We start from the raw sequence: 12,062 nt of genomic DNA on the forward strand, positions 1-12,062 counted from the left end.
TATAGTACAGTTTCGTCATTTGGATAAGTTCTTATGTAACAGTTTTGAGATTCTTCCTATTTAATTTATATGGAAATAATTTATAACAATCCAATAACCCTTGATATATATGGTTTGTTTGCATTTTCACAAAATGATTGAAAAAAAGGTGTTCACAAATTCACATTTTAGATGTATCATTTGATTATAGATAACTGTTATACCTATCAATCAGTCATAAAACAAATCATTTGAAGCATATAAATGCAAGATAATGGAGGGTTTAAGTATGGAACAAGTATTAACTAAAGTTAAAGATGCATGGAGAGGATTTGCTGGCGGCGACTGGCAGAAAGAAGTTAACACACGTGACTTCATCATGAAAAACATCACTCCATACACTGGTAACGATGAATTCCTAGAAGGTCCAACTGAAGCAACAAAAGAATTATGGAAACAAGTAATGGATCTTACAAAACAAGAACGTGAAGCAGGCGGCGTCCTTGATCTCGATTCTACAATTGTTTCTACAATTACTTCACATGGTCCTGGCTATTTAAATAAAGACCTTGAAACAATCGTTGGTTTCCAAACAGATAAACCATTCAAGCGTTCTCTACAACCGTTCGGCGGTATCCGTATGGCAGTGGCTGCAGCTGAATCTTACGGTTTCACAGTAGATGAAGAGGTTCAAAAAATCTTCACTGAATACCGTAAAACACATAACCAAGGTGTATTCGATGCTTATACAGATGAAATGAAATTAGCTCGTAAAGCTGGTATCATCACTGGTCTTCCAGATGCATACGGACGCGGTCGTATCATCGGTGACTACCGTCGTGTAGCATTGTACGGTGTAGACTTCTTGATCGCAGAACGTAAGAGAGAATTGAAAAACTATGGCTCAAGAACGATGTCTGAAGATGTTATTCGTCAACGTGAAGAAATGAATGAGCAAATTCGCGCGTTAGGTGAATTGAAACAATTAGCAGAGATCTATGGTTTCGACATCTCTAAACCAGCTACAAACGCAAAAGAAGCAGTACAATGGTTATACTTCGCTTACCTTGCTGCAATTAAAGAACAAAACGGAGCTGCGATGTCTCTTGGACGTACTTCTTCCTTCCTTGACATCTATATCGAACGTGACCTTCGTGAAGGCACATTGACAGAACAAGAAGCACAAGAAATCATTGACCACTTCGTTATGAAGCTTCGCCTTGTGAAGTTTGCTCGTACACCAGATTACAACCAATTGTTCAGTGGAGACCCAACTTGGGTAACAGAATCAATCGGTGGTATGGCATTGGATGGAAGAACACTTGTAACGAAAAACTCCTTCCGTTTCTTGCACACATTATCAAACCTTGGACCAGCTCCAGAGCCAAACTTGACTGTATTATGGTCTACTAAGTTCCCTGAAGGCTTCAAGCGTTTCTGTGCAAAAATGTCTATCCAAACAAGTGCGATTCAGTACGAAAACGATGACATCATGATCAGAGAATACGGCGATGACTACGGAATTGCTTGCTGTGTATCCGCTATGCGTATCGGTAAACAAATGCAATTCTTCGGAGCGCGTGCTAACCTTGCTAAAGCATTGCTTTACACAATCAATGGCGGCGTGGACGAAAAACTTAAAATCCAAGTTGGACCAAACTTCCAGCCAATCACTTCTGAAGTCTTAGATTATGAAGAAGTTATGGCTAAATTCGATAACACAATGGAATGGCTTGCAGAGCTTTATATCAACACATTGAATGTTATCCACTACATGCATGATAAATACAGCTATGAGCGTATTGAAATGGCGTTGCATGATGTTGAAATCCTTCGTACAATGGCAGCAGGTATCGCTGGATTGTCCGTAGTAGCTGACGCATTGAGCGCAATTAAATATGCGCAAGTTAAACCAATCCGTGACGAAAACGGAGTAGCAGTTGACTTCGAAATCATCGGCGATTTCCCTAAATACGGAAACAACGATGATCGCGTAGACGACATTGCGGTTGAGCTTGTAAGAACGTTCATGACTAAATTGAAAAAACATAAAACATACCGTAACTCTGTGCACACACAATCCATTCTTACAATTACTTCTAACGTAGTATACGGTAAGAAAACTGGTAACACTCCAGATGGACGCCGTGCTGGTGAACCATTTGCGCCAGGTGCGAACCCAATGCACGGACGTGACACAAAAGGTGCGTTAGCTTCCCTATCTTCAGTATCGAAGCTTCCGTATGAGTGCTCTCTAGATGGTATTTCTAACACATTCTCCATGGTGCCAAAAGCCCTTGGACGTGATGAAGACCAACGTGAAGCTAACCTTGCAGCGATTCTTGACGGTTATGCATCAAAAGAAGGTCACCACTTGAATATCAACGTATTCAACCGTGACACATTACTTGATGCAATGGAGCACCCAGAAGAGTATCCGCAATTGACAATCCGTGTATCTGGATATGCGGTTAACTTCATCAAGCTTACTCGTGAGCAGCAAATTGATGTTATCAACCGTACGTTCCATGAAACAATGTAATTAATACTCCTAAGTATTAAGCAGAGTCTCCCTGTCCAAAGCAGGGAGACTTTCTTTTAAAAACGTATTTACATTTTTTGAAAAAAGAAAGGATGGGATCTCGTGATTTACGGGAATATACACTCTGTTGAAACGTGTGGAACAGTCGATGGCCCAGGGATCCGTTACATTGTATTCACTCAAGGTTGTTTATTGCGATGCCAGTACTGCCATAATGCCGATACTTGGAAAATTGGTGATGGCAAACAGGTGACTCCTGAAGAAATTGTTGAAGATGTTGTGAAATACAAAGCTTTTATGGATGCTTCAGGCGGTGGTATCACGGTAAGCGGCGGCGAACCGCTTTTGCAAATTCCATTTGTCACTGAGCTGTTTAAGCTTTGCAAGGCAAAAGGCATTCACACAACGATTGATACTTCTGGCGGATGCTTTGCTAATAAGCCGGAATTCCTTGAGGAACTGGATGAGTTGTTAAAATACACAGATTTGATTCTGTTGGATATAAAGCATATTGACAGCAAACGTCATGTCAAGCTGACAGGTAAACCGAATGAGCATATTTTAGAATTTGCCCGTTATCTCTCTGATAAGAAGGTGCCGGTCTGGATCAGACATGTATTGGTGCCGACTATCAATGATCAGGATGAATACCTAGAGGAATTAGGAGACTTCATTGGAACATTAGAGAACGTCGAGAAGGTTGAAATCCTGCCTTATCATCAGTTAGGAGTCTATAAATGGGAAGCTCTTGGGTATAAATATCCACTTTCTGAAATTAGCTCACCTAGTGATGAATCTGTGGAACATGCTTATCAGATGCTAACAAGAAACTTAAAGAAGCCTGTTTCTCAAGGCTGATATCGAGTAAGATAAGGTAGAGGAGATGATTCCTCTACCTTTTTTGGTTATAAGGAGGCCATCTTAATGTTAGTGAAATGGAATGCAGATGAGAGAAAGCGAATAATCAGTGAAATTCAGTATTTCTATCATCAGGAACGCGATGAGGAGATTGGTGAGCTAGCAGCCGGCACAATTCTTGATTTTTTTGCAGAACAGATTGGCCCCTACTATTATAATGCTGGGATTAAGGATGCGGTGAAGCAAGCTGAGGTTCATGCAAGCAGATTGGAAGAGGATTTGTATGCGTTGTTAAGAAAAGGGAATAAACGATAAAGAAAGCCCGCACCAGGACGTTCAAGTCTTTAGGTGCGGGCTTTTATAGTTAGAGGCGTTTTGCTCCAACATAACGCTTCTTCCAATATGAGTTGGTGAGTTTATCTGTTTTGACACCCTTTGATGCAGCATGAATCATTGTGTTATTTCCCATATAGATTGCTACATGGGAGATTCCTTTGCCGGATGTATTGAAAAAAAGCAGGTCGCCTTTTTTCAGTTTGGACTTAGATATTTTTGTTCCCTTTTTGTAAAGGGATGTTGTAGTGCGTGGTAAAGTCTTTCCGGTCGCTTTCTTAACGGTGTAGTTTACAAATCCTGAACAGTCAAATCCCACTGGTGTGATGCCGCCCCATTTATAGGGTGTACCAATATATTTCTTTCCGGTATTGACAATTTTATTGACACTATTCGATGAAAAGGCTGCGGAAGCGTCTGATTGACCAGGTCCAAATGGCAAAAGAGCGGACGACAACAGAATCGTAACAGCGATGATTAATTTTTTCACGATAGACCCCCATTTATATGTTCGACGGTTTTGGTAAATCATACCGCCTTTTCTCTACTTTTTTACTATAACTAAAAACCTAGTTTTGTAGGTTACAACACTATTAGAAAAAAATGACAATAATATTACATGAAATTATGGTCGTCGACATAATTGTTAAAATGCTAGGTAGAACAGCTCGTATAACTGGCTTTATTCATCTATTATCCACTTGTCATGAAAGGTGGATTTTGTCTAAATGCGTAAAAACTAAATGATTTACCCGGTGCCTTTTTACCTATTCTCAATAAGATAGTCTAAATGAGCTTGAATTCTTGTAAAGGAATGAGGAGGGGAACCGATATTAAGATAGATACTAGATTAGTAGGGAACGGGTGAAGAGAATGGATAAGACATCAATAATAGGAATCTTACTGGCTATCATTTCGGTTGGTACAGGAATGGTAATGAAGGGAGTGGATATATCAGTTCTTATCAATCCGGCTGCTATCTTAATTATTTTGGCAGGGACGGCGGCGGCCGTGTTTGTCGCATTTCCGACCTACGAACTTATAAAGCTCCCGAAATTAATCAAGATCATTTTCATTGAAGAGAAGGGCATCACGGCTGATGAATTAATATATACGTTTTCACAATGGGCTCAAATTGCCCGCAAGGAAGGACTTCTCGCTTTAGAGAAGATTTCTGAAACGGTGGAAGATGCTTTCCTTCGCAATGGGTTGAATATGGCTGTAGAAGGACAAAGCGCGGAATACATAAGGAATATATTATCTGACGAGATTGACGCGATGGAAGAGAGACATTCCGTCGGTTCACAAATATTTACGCAAGCTGGAACATATGCACCGACACTGGGGGTACTAGGAGCTGTTGTCGGACTGATTGCCGCATTAGGAAATATGAGTGATACGGTAGTGCTAGGTAATGCCATAAGTGCTGCTTTTGTCGCTACCTTGATGGGAATCTTCACTGGTTACTTACTTTGGCATCCTTTCGCTAATAAGCTAAGACGCAAATCCAGAGAGGAAGTCAGACGGAAAGAAATGATGATTGAGGGAATCCTATCTATTCTAGAAGGGGAAGCTCCGCGAACAATTGAGCAAAAGCTATCCTCCTATTTGCCATCGGCAGAACGAAAAAAATGGTTGGAAGGCGAGATGAGAGAGTATGTCCAGGCGAAGAAAGAAGAAATCTCAGCATGAGGAACATATGTCTGAATCATGGCTCTTGCCATATAGTGATCTCTTAACCTTGCTGCTGGCCCTATTTATTGTTCTGTTTGCGATGAGTTCGGTCGATTCGAGTAAATTCGATAAAATCTCTCGTGCTTTCAATATGGCATTTGAGGGTGGTACAGGTGTTTTTCAAAACCCTAGCCCTATGCCTGAAGACAGGCTGACAGGAATCAAGGGAGAAGAAGGGACAGATAAAGAAAAAGAAAAGGAAAAAGAAAAGAAGCCTGCAGATATGGAAAAAGAGAAGCTATCTGACATTCAAGAGAAGATGAATGCCTATATTGCAGAAAATGAACTGGATGGAAAGCTGGATACGTCATTGACGGATGGGGGACTTCTCCTTACAATCCGTGATAATGTGCTTTTTGATTCTGGTATTGCTGAAGTTAGGAAGGGGGATGAAGATGTGGCACGAGAAATCGCTTCCCTGCTAGTGATGGAACCGCCGCGCAACATTATGATTAGCGGACATACGGATAATGTGCCGATCCAGAATGTTGAATATGAATCGAATTGGGAACTAAGTGTTATGCGAGCGGTCAACTTCATGAAACTTCTGTTGGAGAACGAAAAGCTTAATCCAGCTCTATTCAGCGCAAATGGATTTGGAGAATATAAGCCCGTAGTTTCAAATGAAACCGAGGCTGGAAAGGCAAGAAACAGGCGAGTGGAAATTTTGATTCTGCCCCAGACCTCCCTTGTTGAAGCAACACAATGAATATGAACCAATAAGCAGCATGCTCACATAGGAGGGCATGCTCTTTTCATTTTTCATGATTGGGTTTATAAAAGTCCTTGGAGGGAAGAAATGGAAGTGTAGATACATTTCAGAACTATGGGAGGAATGGAAAAATGGGTAAAAAAATTGCATGTGTAATCACAGACTTATTCGAAGATGTAGAATACACAGATCCAGTAAAGTCTTTTAAAGAGGCTGGTCATGAAGTGGTGAACATTGGTTTTGAGAAAGGGCAAACGGTAAAAGGGAAACAGGGACAGGAACAAGTATCAATCGATAAAGGCATTGGCGAAGTTACTCCTGATGAGTATGATGCATTACTTATCCCTGGCGGCTTCTCACCAGATCAGCTTCGCGGCGATGAGCGCTTTGTTTCGTTCACAAAAGCTTTCATGGATGAGAAAAAGCCGGTTTTTGCAATCTGTCATGGACCGCAGCTGCTCATTACGGCTAAAGCACTTGATGGCCGCAATGTGACAGGATATAAGTCCATTAAGGTAGATTTGGAATATGCAGGAGCAACCTATCATGACCAAGAGGTATTCGTGTGCGGCGAACAGCTTGTGACAAGCAGGCAGCCGGATGATATCCCTGCCTTTAATCGTGAATCCCTGGCTCTGCTTTCTAAATAATATCAAAAGGGAAGGACATTATTTTGTCCCTCCCTTTTTTGCTATTTCTTAAGATTGCCGAGTTCTTCCACGATTGCCTGCATCTCTCTTGGACTAAAGCGGTCCTTTGACATGACCATTTCATAAATCTCGAGCAAGTCTTCGTAGGAGCTTGCTGTGAAGCTTTCTGGCTTCATAGCAGCAGCGTTAATCATTTGTAATTTTCCCTGTATGGATGAAATGATGTGTTCAATGTTCTCTGGGCTTTTCTTCGTTAAATCAGCCAATATATTCATCCCTCACTTTTATGATTGATAGCCTTTATTTTTCCATGTATCTATACAGGTGTCAAACAGTTATTTTTCCTATGGTTGAAGAGAGGGTATGAACGATGAATTATATAGATGAAATCAGGAGATGATGTTTACAACTTCCTTTATATAGGTAAATCTATGAATATAAATTAAAATATAAAAAGGAGCGATTGATATGAATAATAAAAAAAGCAATAAGTTATGGCTCGGTATTATAGGAGGAGCAGTTGCTGGGATTGCCATCAGCCTGCTTGATAAGAACACGCGAAGTTCAGTGATGACTGGCAGCAAAAACATGATGACCAATATTAAGGGGATGGCGAAAAATCCGGATGATCTTGTGGGCAGTGTAAAGGATATGAGCGGCAAGCTTCGTACCAGCATTGAACAGATCAGTGAGGATGTATCCTTTATCTCAAGCAAGGTAGATGAAATGAAGGAAGTGCCTCCGCAGGTTGCGGGTGTGATTAAAGAAACGAAGGAAGTTGTCGTTGATAAGCATACGAATAATGATGAGAAAAATCAAACATCCTTAAATAAGAATGCCACTTCTACTTCCATCCAATAATCTACTCGAATTCTAAGGAGGAACTGATGTGGCGAAAGTTGTGACTGATGTCGGTCGATATAAGAAGAAAACAATTTTAAAGCATCTTTATGAAAAGATTAAGGAAGATGAAATAACTGGGCTTGCAGCCCAGCTGGCTTATTACTTTTTATTATCGATTTTTCCGTTGTTAATCTTTACAATTACCTTGCTTCCCTATTTTCCTGTAACAACACAGGATATTATCAGTATGCTTGAAGCATACGTGCCTAGTGAATCGGTGAAATTGCTTGAGTCGAGCCTTTCAACGGTGATGGAGAATCGTAATGGCGGCTTGTTATCCTTCGGGATCCTGGCCACAATCTGGTCAGCGTCCAACGGGATTAACGCCATTATCCGAGCCTTGAATCATGCTTATGATGTAGAAGAGAGCCGTTCTTTCATCGTTAGCCGCGCGCTTGCTCTTGTGCTCACTGTAGCGATGATTATCGTTGTAGTGATTTCGCTCTTGCTTCCGATTTTTGGTAAGATGATTTTGGGTATAGTATTTGATTTCTTGGGCTTTGAGCCATCGTTTATGTATACCTTGCTTCGATGGACAATTTCAATTGCGGTTACTACTTTCGTCTTTACGATGCTCTATTGGCTGGGACCAGATGTGAAGCTGCCGATTAAATGGGCATGGCCGGGAGCGCTATTTAGCAGTATAGGATGGGCGTTGTCGTCACTAGCCTTTTCCTTTTACGTCAACTCCTTCGCTAATTTTTCATCAACGTACGGAAGCTTAGGCGGGTTGATTGTCTTGATGCTCTGGTTCTATATATCTGGCTTAGTCATAATTGTTGGCGGGGAAATAAATGCTGTTCTAAGGCATAATCGGACGATTAAATAGAGGGACTTTCCTTTTTAGGAGAGTCTTTTTCTTATGGGGAAGCTTGGTGAGAGCTAACATGCTCTAGTAGTTGTGATATGTATTTAACCTGCAGTTTAGCTGAATTGACGAACTCCATTGGCTATGGATGAAAACCTTAAAGTTTGAAAATCATAGCCCAGATGCTCAAATCGTTGTTTTCTATTTTGTGCTTTCTGATTAGAAGCGCGGCATGAGCAAGGCTTCTGGTCTTTAGCATAAGTAATCATGCCGAGCAAAATCAAAGAACCCGCTGGAGCGGGTTCTTGTAATTTCATGATTTGAGTAAGCGTAACCCGTTCAAAATGACGAGAATGGTACTTCCTTCATGTCCAATGACGCCAAATGGGAGATCGAGAATCTGGAAGAAGTTCGAACATATGAGCACCATAATGACGGTGATGGAGAAGATGACATTTTGGCGTATGATTCGATTCATCTTTTTCGATAGCTTGATGGCTTCAGCAATCTTAGGCAAATCATTTTTCATCAAGACAATGTCAGCTGTCTCTAAAGCGACATCGGTGCCTTCGCCCATGGCAATTCCGACTGATGCGCTTGCGAGTGCCGGGGCATCGTTAATTCCATCTCCGACCATGGCGACGGCGGCATATTCCTTGCGCAGCTTCTTGATTTCTTCCACTTTTCTCTCAGGAAGGCATTCGGCCACATAACCGGCTAAATGGCTCTCTTTCGCAATTGCATGGGCTGTTCTTTCGTTATCGCCTGTTAGCATGCATGTATAGATACCTTGGTCTTTCAAGGCTTCTAAGGCATCCTTTGTCTCGTTGCGGACGATGTCCTTTAAGGCAATGATACCAGCTATACCGTGGTCGTCTTGAACGAATGACAAGGTTTTGCCATCTTCAGCGAGGACATCGGCAATACCATTATGAAAGGCGTTGGCTGCGTTTCTGCCGACGAAATCCTTTTTCCCGATTTTGTAATGTGTGCCTTCTATGATTGCCGCCACTCCGTATCCGGACACTTCCTCTGATGCTATACGAGGCAGTGTTTCTTGATAGGTATCATTCACATATTGAACTATTGACTGGGCGAGCGGGTGATTGGAGTTCTGTTCAATTGAAGCAACCCTGAGCATAAACTCTTTTTGGTCAACATCGCTACGGGTTATGATATCGGTTACAACTGGTTTGCCTTGGGTAAGTGTGCCTGTTTTATCAAAGGCTATGGCTTTTATGTGACCGAGCTGCTCGAGATGAGCGCCTCCTTTGAAGAGAATCCCATTTCTCGCTCCGTTAGAGATGGCTGCTAATGTTGCTGGCATGACTGATGCAACGAGCGCGCATGGGGATGCAACAACGAGAAGGACCATTGCTCTGTAGAACGTCTCTGTCCATGACCAGCCAAGAACATAATGGGGCAGGAACATCATGACGGCAACGATAACGAGCACCGATTTCACATAAGTATCCTCAAATCGCTCTATGAATAATTGTGACGGCGATTTCTCGCTTTGTGCATTTTGGACAAGGGTAATGATTTTTTGGAACAAGGTTTCGCTATTTGGCTTCGTTACTTCGACTTTGATTGTGCCGGTAGCATTTACGGTCCCGGCGAAAACTTCTAAGCCTGCTTTTTTGCTGACTGGGATGGACTCACCAGTAATAGCTGCCTCGTCTATGGATGTTTCGCCGAATTGGATTATTCCGTCTGAAGGCACCCTTTCACCTGGTTTGATAAGAATGAGGTCACCAACCGCTAAGTCTCCGACAGAGACCACTTCCTCTTTATCGTCAATGATCCTCAAGGCTTCCTCTGGCTGTAGGTTCATTAAGGATGAGATTTCTTTATGACTTTTGTTCATTGTATATGTCTCAAGAGCACCACTTAATGAGAAGATGAAGATCAAAATAGCCCCTTCTGTCCAGTAGCCAATGATCGCTGATCCCACAGCAGCTAAAATCATTAATAGCTCGACGTTAAGTTTCTTCTCTTCAATCGTTTGTATGATGCCTTCCTTCGCTTTGGCGTAGCCGCCAATAATATAGGCTAAAATATAGGTGATAGCAGACATAGCCGCTAAATCCTGATTGGAGAGCAGCCAGCCGAGTAAAATGAGTAAGCCGCTGATGCCGGCTGCGATTAATTCCCAAAAGGAGCTGAAATTATCGGATAATTCCTTCCATTTAGTGGGTTTCTTCTGTGAAGTTTGAGTACTGCTATTAATTACGGTCTCCATGATTGCTTCCTCCTTTTGTTCTAATCGAGAATCTGAATCAAATAATTAAGAATGAATCATTCTAATTGAGAATAATATTCATCGTCATTAAAGGGTTTAAAAATAATGAGCTGCCTTCAAGTGTTGAGGCAGCATCACTTTATTCTGTTATTTATAATAATTATTATGTACACATTATTATAACATGCTTGTAAGTGGGTGTTAAGTGGTATTATGGAATGGGCAAGTTTTAATTTATTGGAGGAGCTTAGAGTGAGTGCACAGAAATTTTTTACACATCCGGCAGGTGTGCTGGCATCTGCGATAGCAGCAACCTTTTTATGGGGAAGTGCCATTCCAGTCGTTAAGAAGAGCTACGAGCATTTTGGAATTGCTTCAGGGGAATTCGGGAAACAAATGCTTTTTGCCGGCTATCGTTTTTTCTTAGCCGGTCTTTTATTGTGGCTGGTGTTTTACCTATGGAAGGGAATAGCGCTGCCAAAGAGGGAAGAGCTTCTTCCGGTTATAAAGGTTGGTTTGTTCCAGACCTTTCTTCAATATGTTTTTTTCTATATAGGTCTCAGCCTCTCCACAGGGGTACAGGGATCAATCATAGCGGGCACGACGACATTTTTTCAAATTATTTTCGCCCACTTCATTTATCTTGATGATCGGTTGAGTGTAAGGAAATTCTTAGGTATGGTCATTGGATTTACAGGTGTGGTGCTCGCTAATATGAACAGCGGGAAGCTGGACATTCATTTCAGCACGGGAGAATGGCTTTTGATTGTGGCAATGATTGCAAGTGCTCTCGGGAATATTCTGGCTAAGCAGGCAAGTGTGAAAGTGGCTGTAGGTGTCTTGACCTCATGGCAGATGATGATGGGAGGAGCGGGCCTTGCCTTGATTGGAATAAGCCTGGAAGGAGTGTTTCCTTTCCGCTTTGATTGGGTTGCGGGGCTCTTATTGCTTTATTTATCATTTGTATCCGCAACAGGGTTCTTCATTTGGAATAATGTGATGAAGTATAATCCGGTTGGGAAGGTTTCTATGTACTTATTCCTGGTGCCGGTATTTGGCGTTCTCCTTTCCACTATCTTATTAAATGAAACTTTGCAGGGAATGGTGTTAGTCTCTCTTTGTTTGGTGGCAGCGGGCATCATTATTGTAAACCGGGAAAAACAAGCGTAAGGTTCTGTTTTTCTTTTGTTTCCGAAGAATAGAAAAAGGTATGCACCTCACAGGTGAACTGCACCCTATAAAGTAGACAGTTTAATAAAAAGGGATGTGCCGTGTTTATGCGGCGATGAGATGACTTCGGT

12 protein-coding genes are annotated in these 12,062 nt (G+C 41.7%); 9 read left to right on the forward strand and 3 right to left on the reverse strand.

Going from position 1 to position 12,062, the window contains the following annotated elements:
- The first annotated feature begins 268 nt into the window (after positions 1-268).
- From pflB to CYL18_RS16505, 3 genes are all read left to right on the forward strand, one after another.
- Positions 269-2,521 (forward strand): formate C-acetyltransferase, encoded by a 2,253-nt coding sequence (gene pflB / locus CYL18_RS16495; protein WP_104850610.1) that lies wholly within the window; start codon positions 269-271, stop codon positions 2,519-2,521.
- A gap of 102 nt (positions 2,522-2,623) precedes the next feature.
- Positions 2,624-3,379 carry a pyruvate formate-lyase-activating protein gene (gene pflA, locus CYL18_RS16500; protein WP_104850611.1) on the forward strand — a complete coding sequence of 252 codons (756 nt, stop codon included), beginning with the start codon at positions 2,624-2,626 and terminating at the stop codon, positions 3,377-3,379.
- Positions 3,380-3,445: 66 nt separating this feature from the next.
- Positions 3,446-3,694, forward strand: a complete 249-nt coding sequence (locus tag CYL18_RS16505) for a DUF2164 domain-containing protein (RefSeq protein ID WP_104850612.1) — start codon at positions 3,446-3,448, stop codon at positions 3,692-3,694.
- 49 nt (positions 3,695-3,743) lie between these two features.
- Here the strand turns inward: CYL18_RS16505 and CYL18_RS16510 are convergent, their stop codons facing one another.
- Positions 3,744-4,202, reverse strand: a complete 459-nt coding sequence (locus tag CYL18_RS16510) for a C40 family peptidase (protein ID WP_236636501.1) — start codon at positions 4,200-4,202, stop codon at positions 3,744-3,746.
- 383 nt (positions 4,203-4,585) lie between these two features.
- Between CYL18_RS16510 and motA the strand changes: the two genes are divergently transcribed.
- The 3 genes from motA (at position 4,586) to CYL18_RS16525 (ending at position 6,808) form a co-directional block, all read left to right on the forward strand.
- Complete coding sequence (gene motA, locus CYL18_RS16515) at positions 4,586-5,404, forward strand: flagellar motor stator protein MotA (RefSeq protein WP_104850614.1); 819 nt, start codon at positions 4,586-4,588, stop codon at positions 5,402-5,404.
- 7 nt (positions 5,405-5,411) lie between these two features.
- Positions 5,412-6,155: a flagellar motor protein MotB gene (motB, locus tag CYL18_RS16520; RefSeq protein WP_236636502.1), complete on the forward strand. Its 744-nt coding sequence runs from the start codon at positions 5,412-5,414 to the stop codon at positions 6,153-6,155.
- 134 nt (positions 6,156-6,289) lie between these two features.
- Entirely contained in the window at positions 6,290-6,808 is a 519-nt protein-coding gene (locus CYL18_RS16525; protein ID WP_104850616.1) for a type 1 glutamine amidotransferase domain-containing protein, read from the forward strand.
- A 41-nt stretch (positions 6,809-6,849) separates the two neighbouring features.
- Here CYL18_RS16525 and CYL18_RS16530 read toward each other — a convergent pair whose 3' ends face one another.
- Positions 6,850-7,074: a DUF1128 domain-containing protein gene (locus CYL18_RS16530; protein ID WP_236636503.1), complete on the reverse strand. Its 225-nt coding sequence runs from the start codon at positions 7,072-7,074 to the stop codon at positions 6,850-6,852.
- Positions 7,075-7,276: 202 nt separating this feature from the next.
- On the opposite strand from CYL18_RS16530, the gene CYL18_RS16535 reads away from it, so the two are divergent.
- Entirely contained in the window at positions 7,277-7,669 is a 393-nt protein-coding gene (locus tag CYL18_RS16535; protein WP_104850618.1) for a YtxH domain-containing protein, read from the forward strand.
- 28 nt (positions 7,670-7,697) lie between these two features.
- Positions 7,698-8,540, forward strand: a complete 843-nt coding sequence (locus CYL18_RS16540) for a YihY/virulence factor BrkB family protein (protein ID WP_236636504.1) — start codon at positions 7,698-7,700, stop codon at positions 8,538-8,540.
- A 292-nt stretch (positions 8,541-8,832) separates the two neighbouring features.
- On the opposite strand, the gene CYL18_RS16545 is transcribed toward CYL18_RS16540, so the two are convergent.
- Positions 8,833-10,749: a heavy metal translocating P-type ATPase gene (locus CYL18_RS16545; RefSeq protein ID WP_407984613.1), complete on the reverse strand. Its 1,917-nt coding sequence runs from the start codon at positions 10,747-10,749 to the stop codon at positions 8,833-8,835.
- A 264-nt stretch (positions 10,750-11,013) separates the two neighbouring features.
- Here CYL18_RS16545 and CYL18_RS16550 point away from each other — a divergent pair, with 264 nt between their 5' ends.
- The gene (locus tag CYL18_RS16550) at positions 11,014-11,931 is read left to right on the forward strand and encodes a DMT family transporter (protein ID WP_104850620.1); all 918 of its coding nucleotides are present in this window, start codon (positions 11,014-11,016) and stop codon (positions 11,929-11,931) included.
- Positions 11,932-12,062: the final 131 nt, after the last annotated feature.

This window comes from Pradoshia eiseniae (assembly GCF_002946355.1).
GTDB lineage: Bacteria > Bacillota > Bacilli > Bacillales > Pradoshiaceae > Pradoshia > Pradoshia eiseniae.

What these genes read in the sequence shown, in the direction of transcription:
- CYL18_RS16535 (WP_104850618.1), top strand. Translation starts at nt 7,277, where the DNA reads ATGAATAATAAAAAAAGCAATAAGTTATGGCTCGGTATTATAGGAGGA.
- motA (WP_104850614.1), top strand. Translation starts at nt 4,586, where the DNA reads ATGGATAAGACATCAATAATAGGAATCTTACTGGCTATCATTTCGGTT.
- CYL18_RS16525 (WP_104850616.1), top strand. Translation starts at nt 6,290, where the DNA reads ATGGGTAAAAAAATTGCATGTGTAATCACAGACTTATTCGAAGATGTA.
- CYL18_RS16505 (WP_104850612.1), top strand. Translation starts at nt 3,446, where the DNA reads ATGTTAGTGAAATGGAATGCAGATGAGAGAAAGCGAATAATCAGTGAA.
- pflB (WP_104850610.1), top strand. Translation starts at nt 269, where the DNA reads ATGGAACAAGTATTAACTAAAGTTAAAGATGCATGGAGAGGATTTGCT.
- motB (WP_236636502.1), top strand. Translation starts at nt 5,412, where the DNA reads ATGTCTGAATCATGGCTCTTGCCATATAGTGATCTCTTAACCTTGCTG.